This window comes from Planococcus lenghuensis (assembly GCF_001999905.1).
GTDB lineage: Bacteria > Bacillota > Bacilli > Bacillales_A > Planococcaceae > Indiicoccus > Indiicoccus lenghuensis.
The window spans coordinates 1,220,001-1,234,905 of record NZ_CP019640.1 but is presented as its reverse complement, the minus strand read 5'-3'; the positions used below and the strand labels follow the sequence as shown (position 1 = coordinate 1,234,905).

General features: G+C 50.7%; 9 protein-coding genes, 19 tRNA genes and 2 rRNA genes (1 of these 30 running past the window's edge). 3 read left to right on the top strand and 27 right to left on the bottom strand.

Features of this window, described 5'->3' with window-relative positions; genetic code table 11:
• The first annotated feature begins 25 nt into the window (after window positions 1-25).
• Both yidD and B0X71_RS06385 read left to right on the top strand, forming a co-directional pair.
• Window positions 26-256, top strand: coding sequence for a membrane protein insertion efficiency factor YidD (gene yidD, locus B0X71_RS06390; protein WP_077588627.1), 231 nt, complete (start codon window positions 26-28; stop codon window positions 254-256).
• An 88-nt stretch (window positions 257-344) separates the two neighbouring features.
• A complete protein-coding gene (locus B0X71_RS06385; protein WP_077588626.1) occupies window positions 345-1,301 on the top strand; it encodes a metal ABC transporter solute-binding protein, Zn/Mn family in 957 nt (318 codons plus the stop codon).
• 31 nt (window positions 1,302-1,332) lie between these two features.
• Here B0X71_RS06385 and menC read toward each other — a convergent pair whose 3' ends face one another.
• The 6 genes from menC to B0X71_RS06355 form a co-directional block, all read right to left on the bottom strand.
• Entirely contained in the window at window positions 1,333-2,400 is a 1,068-nt protein-coding gene (menC, locus tag B0X71_RS06380) for an o-succinylbenzoate synthase (RefSeq protein ID WP_077588625.1), read from the bottom strand.
• Entirely contained in the window at window positions 2,391-3,800 is a 1,410-nt protein-coding gene (locus B0X71_RS06375) for an o-succinylbenzoate--CoA ligase (RefSeq protein ID WP_077588624.1), read from the bottom strand. Before B0X71_RS06375 ends, menC begins: the two co-directional genes overlap by 10 nt.
• 66 nt (window positions 3,801-3,866) lie before the next feature.
• The gene (gene menB / locus B0X71_RS06370; RefSeq protein ID WP_077588623.1) at window positions 3,867-4,685 is read right to left on the bottom strand and encodes a 1,4-dihydroxy-2-naphthoyl-CoA synthase; all 819 of its coding nucleotides are present in this window, start codon (window positions 4,683-4,685) and stop codon (window positions 3,867-3,869) included.
• A 10-nt stretch (window positions 4,686-4,695) separates the two neighbouring features.
• The gene (gene menH / locus B0X71_RS06365; protein WP_077588622.1) at window positions 4,696-5,502 is read right to left on the bottom strand and encodes a 2-succinyl-6-hydroxy-2,4-cyclohexadiene-1-carboxylate synthase; all 807 of its coding nucleotides are present in this window, start codon (window positions 5,500-5,502) and stop codon (window positions 4,696-4,698) included.
• On the bottom strand, window positions 5,499-7,199 hold the full coding sequence (gene menD, locus B0X71_RS06360; protein ID WP_077588621.1) for a 2-succinyl-5-enolpyruvyl-6-hydroxy-3-cyclohexene-1-carboxylic-acid synthase: 1,701 nt from the start codon (window positions 7,197-7,199) through the stop codon (window positions 5,499-5,501). Before menD ends, menH begins: the two co-directional genes overlap by 4 nt.
• Window positions 7,186-8,571 carry an isochorismate synthase gene (locus B0X71_RS06355; RefSeq protein ID WP_077588620.1) on the bottom strand — a complete coding sequence of 462 codons (1,386 nt, stop codon included), beginning with the start codon at window positions 8,569-8,571 and terminating at the stop codon, window positions 7,186-7,188. Before B0X71_RS06355 ends, menD begins: the two co-directional genes overlap by 14 nt.
• A 170-nt stretch (window positions 8,572-8,741) precedes the next feature.
• Here B0X71_RS06355 and B0X71_RS06350 point away from each other — a divergent pair, with 170 nt between their 5' ends.
• Complete coding sequence (locus tag B0X71_RS06350; protein WP_077588619.1) at window positions 8,742-9,653, top strand: 1,4-dihydroxy-2-naphthoate polyprenyltransferase; 912 nt, start codon at window positions 8,742-8,744, stop codon at window positions 9,651-9,653.
• Window positions 9,654-9,788: 135 nt separating this feature from the next.
• On the opposite strand, the gene B0X71_RS06345 is transcribed toward B0X71_RS06350, so the two are convergent.
• From B0X71_RS06345 to B0X71_RS06245, 21 genes are all read right to left on the bottom strand, one after another.
• Window positions 9,789-9,860: transfer RNA gene (locus B0X71_RS06345), tRNA-Glu, on the bottom strand.
• Window positions 9,861-9,864: 4 nt separating this feature from the next.
• Window positions 9,865-9,956, bottom strand: a tRNA-Ser gene (locus tag B0X71_RS06340).
• A gap of 3 nt (window positions 9,957-9,959) precedes the next feature.
• Window positions 9,960-10,034: transfer RNA gene (locus B0X71_RS06335), tRNA-Asn, on the bottom strand.
• 1 nt (window position 10,035) lies between these two features.
• Window positions 10,036-10,112 (bottom strand) — tRNA-Ile (locus tag B0X71_RS06330).
• A gap of 1 nt (window position 10,113) precedes the next feature.
• Window positions 10,114-10,187: transfer RNA gene (locus B0X71_RS06325), tRNA-Gly, on the bottom strand.
• A gap of 5 nt (window positions 10,188-10,192) precedes the next feature.
• Window positions 10,193-10,268 (bottom strand) — tRNA-Phe (locus B0X71_RS06320).
• A gap of 18 nt (window positions 10,269-10,286) precedes the next feature.
• A tRNA-Asp gene (locus B0X71_RS06315) sits at window positions 10,287-10,362 on the bottom strand.
• A gap of 3 nt (window positions 10,363-10,365) precedes the next feature.
• A tRNA-Met gene (locus B0X71_RS06310) sits at window positions 10,366-10,442 on the bottom strand.
• Between the two features lie 190 nt (window positions 10,443-10,632).
• Window positions 10,633-10,725 (bottom strand) — tRNA-Ser (locus B0X71_RS06305).
• 15 nt (window positions 10,726-10,740) lie between these two features.
• Window positions 10,741-10,817 (bottom strand) — tRNA-Ile (locus tag B0X71_RS06300).
• Window positions 10,818-10,826: 9 nt separating this feature from the next.
• Window positions 10,827-10,900, bottom strand: a tRNA-Met gene (locus tag B0X71_RS06295).
• A 22-nt stretch (window positions 10,901-10,922) separates the two neighbouring features.
• Window positions 10,923-10,998 (bottom strand) — tRNA-Ala (locus B0X71_RS06290).
• 8 nt (window positions 10,999-11,006) lie between these two features.
• Window positions 11,007-11,083: transfer RNA gene (locus B0X71_RS06285), tRNA-Pro, on the bottom strand.
• A 31-nt stretch (window positions 11,084-11,114) separates the two neighbouring features.
• Window positions 11,115-11,191 (bottom strand) — tRNA-Arg (locus B0X71_RS06280).
• A gap of 22 nt (window positions 11,192-11,213) precedes the next feature.
• Window positions 11,214-11,288 (bottom strand) — tRNA-Gly (locus tag B0X71_RS06275).
• Between the two features lie 6 nt (window positions 11,289-11,294).
• Window positions 11,295-11,383: transfer RNA gene (locus B0X71_RS06270), tRNA-Leu, on the bottom strand.
• Between the two features lie 28 nt (window positions 11,384-11,411).
• Window positions 11,412-11,487, bottom strand: a tRNA-Lys gene (locus B0X71_RS06265).
• Window positions 11,488-11,491: 4 nt separating this feature from the next.
• Window positions 11,492-11,567 (bottom strand) — tRNA-Thr (locus B0X71_RS06260).
• A 6-nt stretch (window positions 11,568-11,573) separates the two neighbouring features.
• A tRNA-Val gene (locus B0X71_RS06255) sits at window positions 11,574-11,649 on the bottom strand.
• An 8-nt stretch (window positions 11,650-11,657) separates the two neighbouring features.
• Window positions 11,658-11,773 (bottom strand): 5S ribosomal RNA (gene rrf, locus B0X71_RS06250).
• Between the two features lie 246 nt (window positions 11,774-12,019).
• Window positions 12,020-14,905, bottom strand: a 23S ribosomal RNA gene (locus tag B0X71_RS06245); it runs 48 nt beyond the window's last position.

Genomic DNA, 14,905 nt, shown 5'->3' with positions numbered 1-14,905 from the left:
AACAAGAATACTGGAGTGACCGAATATGAAAGCAATCCTGACCGGCACCATCCGATTTTACCAGCGGTATATATCGCCGATGACGCCGCCGTCCTGCCGGTTTTACCCGACATGTTCCCATTACGGACTCGAAGCTGTGCAGATGCATGGCGCGGTAAAAGGCAGCTACCTGGCCATCCGCCGAATTCTCCGCTGCCACCCGTTCCATGCCGGCGGTTTTGATCCTGTTCCTGAAAAGTGGCCCCCGAAAAAATAATCGGGGGTTTTTCTTGTGTTTTCCCTTCTCCTGTTGTACACTACTTTCTATACTTAAAACGTAATCATTACTATTTATGAGGTGCTTTATGAAAAAATTAATTGGTTTTATTGCGTTACTTATATTTTTGGCGGGTTGTAGTGCAACGGAAACTGCAGAACCTGATGAAACTCAAGGAACAGCACTTGATGTATACACAACCGTGTATCCGTTAACTTATTTTGCAGAAAGAATTGGTGAAGAGCGCATCAATGTTCAATCCATCTACCCGGCCGGCGCCAATGAACATACGTTTGAACCGACCCAGCAGGACATGATTTCGCTTGCTGAAGCGGATGTGGTATTCTATGTCGGCCTTGGGCTTGAAGGGTTTATTGAGAGTGCTCAGGAAACGCTGGCCAATGAAGATGTTGAATTTGCTGCGACCGCGGAAGCGATTCCGGACCTAGAGTTCACCTCTGAAGAGGAGCACGCAAATGAAACTGAAGAAGAGCATGCAGAACATGCCGAGCATGCACATGAAGAAGTGGATTCTCATGTATGGATCTCTCCGGTGCTGAGCCAGCACTTGGCTGAATCCATTAAAGACAAACTCATCGAGCTCGATCCTGAAGGGGCGGAACTGTACGAAACGAATTACAAAGAGCTTGTCACTGAATTGGACGCGCTCGATGCATCGTTTCAGGACATAGCGGCTGAAGCTGAGCGGAAGACATTCTTCGTTTCCCATGCAGCGTTCGGTTACCTGGCAGATGCCTACGGGCTTGAACAAGTGGCCATTGCAGGACTGAACAGCCAAAGCGAGCCTTCCCAGCAAGAACTGGCTGCCATCATCGACCGGGCAAAAGAGCTGGACATCCAGCACATTATATTCGAACAGAACGTCTCTTCCAATTTGACTGAAATTGTGCAGAATGAAATCGGCGCAGAAGCCGTTCAATTGCATAATTTAAGCATCCTGACCGAAGAAGATATTGCAGCTGGTGAAGATTACTTCAGCCTGATGGAGCAAAACAGGGAAACACTCGAAAATGTACTCAATTAGATTAGAAAAGCGGCCGATTCTGGCCGCTTTTTTATATAAACACTTCATATCCGATGCCTGATTCATCTGATAACTGAATCTCTCCTTGGACTACCTCAATCCTTGGTGAAATAATATCCTGCTCCCAGTAATGATGAGAGGCCGGGAAGTCGCCAGGCAAATCGATTCCAGGAAGCGAAGCAAGTGCAAGATTATGGGCTTTTGAGACGCCAAACTCAATCATACCGCCCACCCACATGTGAATACCACTTGCGTGAAACCACTCATACACCCGCAATGTTTCATGCCAGCCGCCAAGACGGCCCATCTTCAGTACAGCTACAGTACCGGCTTTCATCTGCACCATCCGTTCGGCATCCTCGAATGACGAAATGCTTTCATCCAAGCAGATGGCCGTCTTCAATTCTTCGTTCGCTTTTGCATGCAACTCCCATTCCTGCTCTCCGAATGGCTGCTCGATCAAAGTGAAGCCGCATGCATCCAATTTACACAACTTATCGTATGAAGCAGCGGTAAAAGCGCCATTCGCGTCTCCAAAGAATAATAGATGGGGGTACTGGCTGATAACGTGCTGAAGTTGCTCCGGATCTGATTCCCTGTTGATCTTTAATTTCACTCGCTTGTACCCGGCCTGCGCTGCCCGCTGTACTTCTTTTGCCAAGTGTCCGGCATCATTGGTCGCCACCACAACTCCTGCTGAAATACACGGGTGCGTGCCGCCAACCAGTTGCCAAAGTGGTCGATTCATTCGTTTGGCATACAAATCCCAAACAGCCGTTTCAATCGCTGCTTTCGCCATCCGGTTTCCTTTGACTGCCGACAATGCAGGAAATACATCTCTCGGATGTTGGAACGTTTTCCCTTCGAGCAGCGGCATGAGAATCTCCTTCAGTACAAATAAGCAGCTGGCGACTGTTTCCTCTGTGTACCATGGAGTGGAGAATGCGACGCACTCTCCGTAACCGACTCCCCCTTCCCGGTCTTTCACAACAACAAGAAGTGATTCCCGTTCCCGCACTTCCTGTAAATATGTCTTAAAGGGCCGCTTCAGTGGTTGTCGGATTTCATGTACAGAAATCTTTCGGAGAGTCAGTTCCACGTCTTCAGCTCTCTCCTCAGTAATTTATTTGATGCATTGCGCGGCAGCTCCCGCACAAACGAATAGCGTTTAGGAACTTTATATGATGCGAGCCGTTCTCTGCAATAGGCGTCAAGCTCCTCAGCTGAAATCGTATCCGCTACAACGAACGCAGCCGGAACTTCACCCCATTTTCCATCCCGGATACCGCATACACCGGCTTCCAGAACGGCTGGATGGCCAGTAAGCACATTTTCAATCTCTGCCGGGTAAATATTCTCTCCTCCAGAGACAATCAAATCCGAACGTCGGTCCAGTACATATAGAAAGCCCTCCGCGTCGATCCTACCGATATCGCCAGTCTTCAAATAGCCATCTTCAGTCGGCTGTACATCTGCAAAACGGCCGATGTAGCCTGCCGTCACATGTGGACCTTTAATAAGAATCTCATCTTCCGCCCCGATTTTCACATCGTATAAAAACAGCGGTTTACCGGCTGAACCTGGCCGGTCGGCTGCATCTTCCGGTGATAAGGTCGTAGTCTGTGAAGCTGTCTCTGTCATCCCATACGTCTGAAGCACATTAATGCCATGCGCTGCCGCCCGCTCAATGTGACTGACTGCGACCGGCCCGCCGCCTGCGAGCATTACTCGAAAATTGGGTGACACGGCCATCTGCCGGTTATCCAATTCATCTAAAATCCGTGCCAGCGTCACACCTACTACAGACATGTGGGTGACGTTACCTTGAATCAATTCATCAGATGCATTTGCTGCATCAAATTTAGGATACAGCCGCACTTCAGCCCCATAAATCAGTGATCGCATGAGGATGGAGAAACCGCTGATATGGAATAGCGGAACCATACACAGCCAACTATCACGTGCGCCCAGACCGATATTCAAGCTGGAAGCAATTGCACTGGAAAAGTGGTTCTCTGCTGTTTGCTTGACGCCTTTCGGAAAGCCGGTTGTTCCAGATGTATACATAATGGAAACCACACGATCAACCGGCCATTCCCGCTGGATCTCCACTTCTGCAGGCACAGCTTCTTTAATGGTGCTGAATAATAATTTATTCACTGTATTTAGCCGTTCTGCATTCGCATCATCCGTCAGCACTGTATCCGCTTCGCAATCCTGTACTTGATAGATCAGCTCCTGCTCAGTCAAACGTTCATTAAGCATGACCATTTCGCAGCCGAGATGCAGACAGGCATGCATCATGAATACAAAATCGGGATGTGATTTGGACAGCAGCGCCACCCGGCTGTCTCGCTGTACACCCAGGCGGACGAGCCGGCCTGCAAGATCCCGTGCAATAACATCCAGTTCCGCAAAGGTCCACTCCTCAGATGCCCAAGATAAACCGACTCGCTCTCCGGTCAACTGAGCCCGTTTCATCAACCAGTTTGGATACATGAAAATTCACCTTCCTTTGAAAAAGAGCTGCCCGCGGACGGACAGCTCTCTTTCACAGATTTCGAATCAAGGGAAACGCGGGAACTGACCGAAATCAGGTTTGCGCTTTTCCTTAAAGGCATCGCGGCCTTCTTTCGCTTCATCAGTTGTGTAATACAGAAGTGTTGCGTCCCCTGCCATTTGCTGCAGACCGGCCAAACCATCCGTGTCCGCATTCATCGCAGCTTTGATAAAACGGAGGGCTGTCGGGCTCTTCTCAAGCATTTCCTCGCACCATTTCACTGTTTCGTCTTCAAGCTGGTCAAGCGGAACGACTGTATTGACAAGGCCCATATCGAGCGCTTCCTGCGCGTTGTACTGACGGCACAGATACCAGATTTCACGTGCTTTCTTATGTCCGATGATCCGTGCCAAGTAACCCGAACCATAACCGGCATCGAAAGAACCGACTTTTGGCCCTGTCTGACCGAAGATGGCGTTATCCGCTGCGATTGTCAGGTCACAAACAACATGCAGCACATGTCCGCCACCGATTGCATAGCCTGCAACCATTGCAACAACCGGTTTCGGTGTTACACGGATGAGCCGCTGGAGATCCAGGACGTTCAGGCGTGGAATTTCATCTTCCCCAACATAACCACCATGGCCGCGTACTGACTGATCTCCGCCTGAGCAGAACGCTTTTTCGCCCTCGCCGGTTAATACAATCACGCCGACCTTTGAATCATCACGTGCATGAGAAACAGCGTCAATCAGCTCTGTCACTGTTTTCGGACGGAAAGCATTGCGTACTTCCGGCCGGTTGATCGTGATTTTGGCAATGCCATTATACGTTTCATACTTGATGTCTTCGTATGTACGTTCTTTCACCCATTCTCGAGTCATTGTATTCCTCCTAAAAATCGTTTTTCAATTGCTGCCTTATTATTGTAGCAAACTCTTCCGGTTTTTCCACATGAATTGCATGGCCTGCTTCCATTTCAATATGCGTTACACGTGAAATTTGTTCTTTCATTTCCCTTGCAATGGCAGTGAACTTATTATCATCCGTTCCCGTAAGAAGCAGCACCGGGCATGCTAATTGCTCTAATTGATCCCAGTATGGCGCCTGTGCGCCAGTCCCCATACCATACAGGCTTCCCGCCAGGCCACTTGGATGCTGATTAAGCCGCTCTTCTCTCACCGCCTGTCGGATGGCTGAGGGAAGATTTCTCTGTGTCTCAAACATCGGGAGGTTTTCCCAGAAAGATATAAATTCTATTATGCCGTCTCTTTCAATCCGTTCGGCCAGTTTCTGGTCCTGTTCCCGCCGGAGATGTCGCTCTGATTCAGTTCGAAGCCCTGGAGAAGCACTTTCCAGTATCAGCCGGCGAATGCCTGCCGGGTATGTGCATGCATAGGCAAGCGCCGTCCGTCCGCCCATCGAATAGCCGGCCAGGACGAATTCATCCAGCTGCAGCTGCCTGAACAATTCTTTTAGATCTTGCAGCTGATATGCCATCCGGTAGCGTGCCTGATGTTCCGGGCTCATCGTCCGCCCATGGCCCAGTAAATCGATTAAGACAATCCGATAGTCAAGAAGATAAGGGATCGCTGAATGCCATGTGTGCGTGCTGCCTGTAAACCCATGCAACAATACGAGCACCTTTTGCTGTTCGGGATGATGGACTTCGACATGGTATTCAATTCCGTTGATATTCATTCGGCTGACAGTCTTTCATTGACGCGGCTCCATAACTTCCGGTGTGCAGCTGTGTTTTGCGCCCGGTCCGTAAAAACCTCAATCAGTTTAACAGACGCCTGCTTGCCGTTTCGGAGCGCTGCCTTCAGCTCTTCTTTCGATCTTACTTCCGCATAATCCGCTCCATACATGGAAGCCGCATCCCGGAACGTCACATCGGTCGGTGTACCGAATAATTCCTCGTAATACCGCTCTTCCCGGCCTTGCGGCAAGTAAGAAAAGATTCCACCGCCATTATTATTCATAATCACAATGGTGAGATCCGTAGCCTGCAGTTTCGATGCAATCAGACCGTTCATGTCATGCAGAAACGATAAATCACCAATCAGCAGATAAGCAGGCCGCTTATTTGCCGCCTGGACACCGAACGCAGTGGATACAACTCCATCAATTCCGTTCGTGCCGCGATTGGCATACAGCCGGACATCCCGGCCGCTCTTTTCGAAAAACGTATCGGCGTCCCGGATCGGCATGCTGCTGCCAATTACAACATCGCAATCAGAAAGCTCTTCAAAAAAGGTGTAAGCCAGCGTTCCTTCATCTGTCACTTCTTCTGCATGCTGTGCTGCCGTTTCCCAATAAATTTCTGTAGCCTTCTGCCACCTGCTTGCATAATCTGTCTCTTTTCGCTTTTTAAGAGGCAATCCCCATAGGGCTGAACTGGCCGTTTGAATATGATGTGTCACAATGGATTGCGGATCGCGCAGCATCGGACTTTCGTCAATAGCTATGTACCAGGCTGGCCTTACAGCATTCAGCCATAGGAGCAGCGGCTTTGATACCGGCTGCGGGCCGACACGAATTACAGCTTCAGGCTTAATCTTCTCTTTGAATTCATTACTTTTCAGCAGGGCATCATACGCATCCACAATAAGTCTCTGACAATCAACTGGTACTTTACTGCGCGCATTCGACAGCGGATCAGCAAGGACCGGCCATTGCAGTTTTCGGATAAAGTCCCAAAACACTTCAGGAAGTTCACCCGTTTGTTCCCCAAGGACTAAGAGTCCTCGTTCCTCTTGGAACACTTCATTCAGAAAGAGTCGGGCAGGTTCTGATAGTGCGGATTCTGCTGCAAAACGGGAGACGGCAGAAATGTCTTCTGTCTTTGATTCAAAATCGATCAATAGCGGTTCGCGCAGCGGAACATTCACATGGACCGGACCCGCAGGCGCGGTAATAGCTGTCCCAATCGCCCGGGTAAGATGCCGGACTAGAAAACCGAGACGATTATCTGTTTCAGGGAGTGGCAAATCCGTTGACCATTTCACATGCTTGCCGTATAACTCAATCTGATTAATGGCTTGCGGTGCCCCGACTTCCCGCAATTCGTGCGGCCGGTCTGCTGTCACAACTAAGAGTGGGACCCGGGCATAAAATGCTTCAACAATGGCAGGGAAATAATTTACAGCTGCTGTTCCGGATGTGCATAGCAGCATAACCGGCCGGTCCGTCGCTTTTGCCAGTCCCAGCGCGAAATAAGCCGCTGAACGTTCATCGATTTGCCGATACACCGTCAGCTGTTCTTCCTGCATGCAGGCATACGCAAGCGGCGTGGAGCGGGAACCCGGAGAAATGACTACTTCCCGGATCCCTTGTTGGGTGACAGCAGCAGTAAATGCCGTCACGTACTCTGTTAAGTATTCACGATTCGTCACGTAATTGCCCTCCTAAAGCGCGCAACATCGGCCGGAATTTCACCCACGTCTCTGCATATTCCAGTTCCGGTGTGGAATCCGCTACAATGCCGCCTCCTGCGTATAAATAAGCTGACTGGCCGTCAAGCAGTGCTGAACGGATCGCCACTGCAAATTCCCCGTTCCCCTCTGCATCGATCCAACCTAAAGGTGCCGCATAATAACCCCGGTCTGCCGGCTCATGCTTTCTGATTAGCTGCATGGCCTTAGTACGCGGTTCACCGCCCAACGCTGGTGTCGGATGCAGTTCCTGTACAAGGTCGAACAATGTAGCTTCTTCTTTTAATTCTCCTTCAACCGGTGTATACAGATGTTGAATATCACGGATTTTCATTAATTCCGGCATATTTGGGATGACGGCAGACGAGCAATGCTTACGGAATACGGATGAAATCATATTAACGACATAAGCATGTTCCGATCGGTTTTTGTCATCGTTCATCAGTTCATTGCCAAGCGCTGTATCTTCTGCAGCCGTTCTCCCTCTTGGAATCGAGCCTGCCAGACATGTCGATAACGCCTGATTGTCCGTTACTTTCACAAGCCGTTCAGGCGTGGCGCCAAAAAACAGCTGACTTCCTGCCTCGAGTCCAAAAAGAAAACTGCCTTGCTGCTGGGCACCCACTTGCTGAAGAACATCAGCATGATCCACTTCCTGCTCAAAATCAAGTTTCAACTGCCGGGCGATTACGACTTTATCCGCTTCACCAGCCCGAATGGCCTCGGTTACTTGCTGGATCGATTGCATGTATATATCTTTCTCCAGCTCTGTCCGATTTGTGACTAAAATACCTTCCGGCTTGGCCGGCTCTGATACTTGTGCAACATGGACGAGTTCGTCCCGTTCTTTCCGCAATTGCTCAAACGTTTCAAAAGCATTTGTTTCCTGAGTAATGAGGTGAATGCTGACAAAGGCCTGATCTTCCTGAACGGTCAATTGAAAAGTTGGCACCGCAAAATAAGCCGGCGAAAAATCACGCCAGACACTTTTTTTCTCATTTTCAGGATCAAAAGAAAACCCGCCGAACAGAACCGGCTGAACAGCTGGTTCTTCGTTAACAATCTGTCTGCACAGACTTTGCCAATCCTGCTTAATGGATTCAAAACGATCCTCTGCATGGGAGGTGATCACATGCGCATGTCCCAAACCAACAAACGTAAACGTCGATTCCCGGTTTTGCCAAAACATCCGTTGTCCGGTATATCCTTTGCCGGCATTAAAAAACGCAAATGGCGACATGCTCTGTACTTCTATAGTTTCTGTATAAAAACACCAGGAATCATACGTCCCGGCTATCACTTGTTCTGTTGATGAATACGGCTGTGAATTCATCCGTTTCCCTCCGTTTATCTGCAGCCTGTCATTGAAAATAACTGCAGCCAAGTTAATCTCTACCCTCTATCATACCCTTTTCCGGAAAAATGAGCACTCCATTTGCTGTACGAATCACTGATTTAGAGTACAATAAAGGATGGAAAATGAACTAAAGGAGCGAATACAGCATGACTCACACACTTCAAGCGGACAGTGGCTGGCGCGTCTGGTGGCAGCTTACCCGGCCCCATACGCTAACCGCAGCCTTTGCCCCGGTTTTTCTCGGGACAATGATCGCTTTGCAATATACGGCTATTCATTGGGGCCTGTTTCTTGCAATGCTGATTGCAAGTCTCTTAATTCAAGCGGCTACCAATATGTTCAATGAATACTATGATTTCGCCCGTGGTCTTGATAATGAAAAGTCAGTAGGCATTGGCGGAGCCATTGTCCGAAATGGTGTCAAACCAAGAACAGTTTTGGCGCTCGCCTTTACTCTTTACGGAATTGCAGGATTGCTGGGTGTTTATATCTGTACCGAGACGAGCTGGTGGCTCGTGGCAGTTGGACTTGTGGCAATGGCAGTCGGTTATTTTTATACAGGCGGCCCTTTCCCTATTGCGTATACGCCGCTCGGTGAATTATTTTCCGGTTTATTCATGGGCTTTCTGATTGTCATCATTGCATTTTTTATTCAGACAGGTACTGTTACCTCAGAAGCTGCACTACTGGCTGTACCAAGTACACTGCTCGTCGCAGCTATTATGCTGACCAACAATATCCGGGACATTAAGGGTGATGCCGCCAGTGGTCGGAAAACACTTGCAATACTGGTGGGAAGACCAACTGCGGTCAATGTCCTGCTCGCCTTCTTCGTTCTCGCATATGGTTGGATACTTGTGCTGGTTTTCGTGGGGGCTATAACTCCATGGACACTGCTCGTCTTCCTCAGCGTTCAGAAACCGATAGAAGTGGTTCTTCGTTATCGAATGTTCACAGAACCACTGCAAGTCATGCCAGCGATGAAAGCAACAGGGATTACTAACACTGTATTCGCTTTTCTTCTTGGCATTGGATTGCTGATCAGTCACGTGCTTTAATAGTAGTCCGGGAGCATAGAGCTTCCGGACTTTTTTATTCTCATTGGAAAGACAAACTGTATATCCCGTGTCAGATATATAAAAAGAATACAAAAAAACGCAGTTCCTGTTAATCAGGAACTGCGTTTTTTACTATGACCCCTACGGGATTCGAACCCGTGTTACCGCCGTGAAAGGGCGGTGTCTTAACCGCTTGACCAAGGGGCCGAGCTGGCGGAGAAGGAGGGATTTGAACCCTCGCGCCGGGATTACCGACCTACACCCTTAGCAGGGGCGCCTCTTCAGCCACTTGAGTACTTCCCCGTATGGCTCCGAAGGTAGGATTCGAACCTACGACCGATCGATTAACAGTCGATTGCTCTACCACTGAGCTACTTCGGAATGGTGGGCCTAAGTGGACTCGAACCACCGACCTCACGCTTATCAGGCGTGCGCTCTAACCAGCTGAGCTATAGGCCCTTGGAGCGGGTGAAGGGAATCGAACCCTCATCATCAGCTTGGAAGGCTGAGGTTTTACCACTAAACTACACCCGCAAGAATGGTGGCTCAGGACGGAATCGAACCGCCGACACAAGGATTTTCAGTCCTTTGCTCTACCGACTGAGCTACTGAGCCACACTATGTATGAAAAAATGGCGGTCCTGACGGGAATCGAACCCGCGATCTCCTGCGTGACAGGCAGGCATGTTAACCGCTACACCACAGGACCGTTTGGTTGCGGGGGCAGGATTTGAACCTGCGACCTTTGGGTTATGAGCCCAACGAGCTACCGAACTGCTCCACCCCGCGACATTAATATTAGGGATACTTTGTTTCCTCTACGCATTGTAGTGATAGGCATCTTCTTCGGCTGCGCATTCGTTGATGCTAATCGCTGTCTTCGTACAGCAATTTACTACATACCTATTTATGAAAGATTCTTTTCGGAGTGTCACTGACGTACTGTGAAACAAAAATCAGTCCACACATTTTTAAAAGATGGAGGAGGAAGAGGGATTCGAACCCCCGCGGGATTTGACTCCCCTGTCGGTTTTCAAGACCGATCCCTTCAGCCAGACTTGGGTATTCCTCCAGAATAATAGTTAAGTGGTGGACCTTGCAGGACTCGAACCTGCGACCGGACGGTTATGAGCCGTCTGCTCTAACCAACTGAGCTAAAGGTCCTAAAAAAAGTGGCGGCAGAGGGGATCGAACCCCCGACCTTACGGGTATGAACCGTACGCTCTAGCCAGCTGAGCTACGCCGCCAGGATCCTTATGATAGTTAAGTTGGTGGAGCCTAGCGGGATCGAACCGCTGACCTCCTGCGTGCAAGGCAGGCGCTCTCCCAGCTGAGCTAAGGCCCCATCATAACTGGTCGGGAAGACAGGATTCGAACCTGCGACCCCTTGGTCCCAAACCAAGTGCTCTACCAAGCTGAGCTACTTCCCGTACATACTGTTATGTACTTTATTAATAAAAATGGCGCGCCCGGCAGAAGTCGAATCCACAACCTTCTGATCCGTAGTCAGACGCTCTATCCAATTGAGCTACGGGCGCATATTGATCTTGTTCAAAAAAATGGAGCGGAAGACGGGGGTCGAACCCGCGACCTCCACCTTGGCAAGGTGGCGTTCTACCACTGAACTACTTCCGCTAGACATGGTGCGGATGAAGGGAGTCGAACCCCCACGTCCGGTAAAGGACACTAGAGCCTGATTCTAGCGCGTCTGCCAATTCCGCCACATCCGCATGTCTGTTATTATTAGCTTAATAATAATGGTGAGCCATGAAGGATTCGAACCTTCGACCCTCTGATTAAAAGTCAGATGCTCTACCAACTGAGCTAATGGCTCGAAGTGGTGCCGGAGAAAGGAATTGAACCCTCAACCTACTGATTACAAGTCAGTTGCTCTGCCAATTGAGCTACTCCGGCATGACATGGTGGAGGATGACGGGATCGAACCGCCGACCCTCTGCTTGTAAGGCAGATGCTCTCCCAGCTGAGCTAATCCTCCATGTGTATGCCCAGCGACGTCCTACTCTCACAGGGGGAAGCCCCCAACTACCATCGGCGCAAGAGAGCTTAACTGCCGTGTTCGGGATGGGAACGGGTGTGGCCTCTCTGCCATCATCACTGGACTATTTGGTTTTGTTTTGAAAGACAAGATTTATTATATCAACTCTCACGAGTTTTACAAGCATTTTTTTAAAAGAAAGCCTGTTTTCTTGTTCCTTCAAAACTGGATAACCGACATTGAAATGCTGTGGTGTCTAGCTCGGTGGCCAGGCCCTCGGGTCGTAAGCCGTCCCATTCTGGAAATCAGGATTTCCGCCATGGGCCGTCTCTACGCCGGTCGGGCCTTGCGTGGCCACCTGCGCTTTTCTTTGGTTAAGTCCTCGATCGATTAGTATTCGTCAGCTCCACATGTCGCCATGCGTCCACCCCGAACCTATCCACCTCATCGTCTTTGAGGGATCTTACTTACGTAAACGTAATGGGAAATCTCATCTTGAGGGGGGCTTCATGCTTAGATGCTTTCAGCACTTATCCCGGCCACACATAGCTACCCAGCGATGCCTTTGGCAAGACAACTGGTACACCAGCGGTGTGTCCATCCCGGTCCTCTCGTACTAAGGACAGCGCCTCTCAAATTTCCTGCGCCCGCGACGGATAGGGACCGAACTGTCTCACGACGTTCTGAACCCAGCTCGCGTACCGCTTTAATGGGCGAACAGCCCAACCCTTGGGACCGACTACAGCCCCAGGATGCGATGAGCCGACATCGAGGTGCCAAACCTCCCCGTCGATGTGAACTCTTGGGGGAGATAAGCCTGTTATCCCCGGGGTAGCTTTTATCCGTTGAGCGATGGCCCTTCCATGCGGAACCACCGGATCACTAAGCCCGTCTTTCGACCCTGCTCGACGTGTCTGTCTCGCAGTCAAGCTCCCTTCTGCCTTTGCACTCTGCGAATGATTTCCAACCATTCTGAGGGAACCGTTGGGCGCCTCCGTTACTCTTTAGGAGGCGACCGCCCCAGTCAAACTGCCTGCCTGCCACTGTCTCCCCGGCCGATAAGGCCGGCGGGTTAGAAGTCCAATACAGCCAGGGTAGTATCCCACCATTGCCTTTGCGTAAGCTGGCGCTCACGCTTCTTCGGCTCCTACCTATCCTGTACAGGCTGTATCCAACTTCAATAGCAGGCTGCAGTAAAGCTCCACGGGGTCTTTCCGTCCTGTCGCGGGTAACCTGCATCTTCACAGGTACTATAATTTCACCGAGTCTCTCGTTGAGACAGTGCCCAGATCGTTACGCCTTTCGTGCGGGTCGGAACTTACCCGACAAGGAATTTCGCTACCTTAGGACCGTTATAGTTACGGCCGCCGTTTACTGGGGCTTCGGTTCGCACCTTCGCTTGCGCTAAGCGCTCCCCTTAACCTTCCAGCACCGGGCAGGCGTCAGCCCCTATACGTCACCTTACGGTTTTGCAGAGACCTGTGTTTTTGCTAAACAGTCGCCTGGGCCTATTCACTGCGGCTCTCTCGGGCTGTTCACCCAAAAGAGCACCCCTTCTCCCGAAGTTACGGGGTCATTTTGCCGAGTTCCTTAACGAGAGTTCTCTCGCACACCTTAGGATTCTCTCCTCGCCTACCTGTGTCGGTTTGCGGTACGGGCACCTCCCGCCTCGCTAGAGGCTTTTCTTGGCAGTGTGAAATCAGGGACTCCGGGGATACTTCCCCTCGCCATCACAGCCTGGTGGTTGTGGGAACGGGATTTGCCTCGTTCCCCACCTCACTGCTTGGACGTGCGCAACCAACGGCACGCTCACCCTATCCTCCTGCGTCCCCCCATTGCTCAAATGGCGGGGAGGTGGTACAGGAATATCAACCTGTTGTCCATCGTCTACGCCGTTCGGCCTCGACTTAGGTCCCGACTAACCCTGAGCGGACGAGCCTTCCTCAGGAAACCTTAGGCATTCGGTGGAAGGGATTCTCACCCTTCTTTCGCTACTCATACCGGCATTCTCACTTCTAAGCACTCCACCGGTCCTTCCGGTCCGGCTTCAACGCGGCTTAGAACGCTCTCCTACCACTGTTCATACGAACAGTCCGCAGCTTCGGTAATCCGTTTAGCCCCGGTACATTTTCGGCGCAGTGTCACTCGACCAGTGAGCTATTACGCACTCTTTAAATGATGGCTGCTTCTAAGCCAACATCCTGGTTGTCTAAGCAACGCCACATCCTTTTCCACTTAACGGATATTTGGGGACCTTAGCTGGCGGTCTGGGCTGTTTCCCTCTTGACGACGGATCTTATCACTCGCCGTCTGACTCCCAAGCACAAGTCACTGGCATTCGGAGTTTGTCTGAACTCGGTAACCCGGGATGGGCCCCTCATCCAAACAGTGCTCTACCTCCAGGACTCTTTCGCTTGAGGCTAGCCCTAAAGCTATTTCGGAGAGAACCAGCTATCTCCAGGTTCGATTGGAATTTCTCCGCTACCCACACCTCATCCCCGCACTTTTCAACGTGCGTGGGTTCGGGCCTCCAGTGAGTGTTACCTCACCTTCACCCTGGACATGGGTAGATCACCTGGTTTCGGGTCTGCGACCCCTTACTCATTCGCCCTATTCAGACTCGCTTTCGCTGCGGCTCCGCCTTCTCGGCTTAACCTTGCAAGGAATCGCAACTCGCCGGTTCATTCTACAAAAGGCACGCCATCACCCATTAACGGGCTCTGACTACTTGTAGGCACACGGTTTCAGGATCTGTTTCACTCCCCTTCCGGGGTGCTTTTCACCTTTCCCTCACGGTACTGGTACACTATCGGTCACTAGGGAGTATTTAGCCTTGGGAGATGGTCCTCCCGGATTCCGACGGAATTCCACGTGTTCCGCCGTACTCAGGATCCACTCGGGAGAGAAGCGCATTTCGCCTACGGGGCTGTTACCGCGTATCGCGGGCCGTTCCAGGCCGCTTCAGCTATGCGCTTCTTTTATCACTCCACTGTTGAGTGTCCTACAACCCCAAGAGGCAAGCCTCTTGGTTTGGGCTGTTCCCGTTTCGCTCGCCGCTACTTGGGGAATCGCATTTGCTTTCTCTTCCTCCGGGTACTTAGATGTTTCAGTTCCCCGGGTCTGCCTTCTCATGCGCTATGAATTCACGCATGGATCCCGCCCCATTACAGGCGGGGGGTTTCCCCATTCGGAAATCTCCGGATCGTCGCTTACGTACAGCTCCCCGAAGCATATCGGTGTTAGTGCCGTCCTTCTT

Bases quoted from the DNA above. Each gene is read 5' to 3' on its own strand.
- menH (WP_077588622.1), bottom strand. From the start codon at position 5,502: ATGAATATCAACGGAATTGAATACCATGTCGAAGTCCATCATCCCGAA.
- yidD (WP_077588627.1), top strand. From the start codon at position 26: ATGAAAGCAATCCTGACCGGCACCATCCGATTTTACCAGCGGTATATA.
- B0X71_RS06355 (WP_077588620.1), bottom strand. From the start codon at position 8,571: ATGAATTCACAGCCGTATTCATCAACAGAACAAGTGATAGCCGGGACG.
- B0X71_RS06385 (WP_077588626.1), top strand. From the start codon at position 345: ATGAAAAAATTAATTGGTTTTATTGCGTTACTTATATTTTTGGCGGGT.
- B0X71_RS06350 (WP_077588619.1), top strand. From the start codon at position 8,742: ATGACTCACACACTTCAAGCGGACAGTGGCTGGCGCGTCTGGTGGCAG.
- menB (WP_077588623.1), bottom strand. From the start codon at position 4,685: ATGACTCGAGAATGGGTGAAAGAACGTACATACGAAGACATCAAGTAT.
- B0X71_RS06375 (WP_077588624.1), bottom strand. From the start codon at position 3,800: ATGTATCCAAACTGGTTGATGAAACGGGCTCAGTTGACCGGAGAGCGA.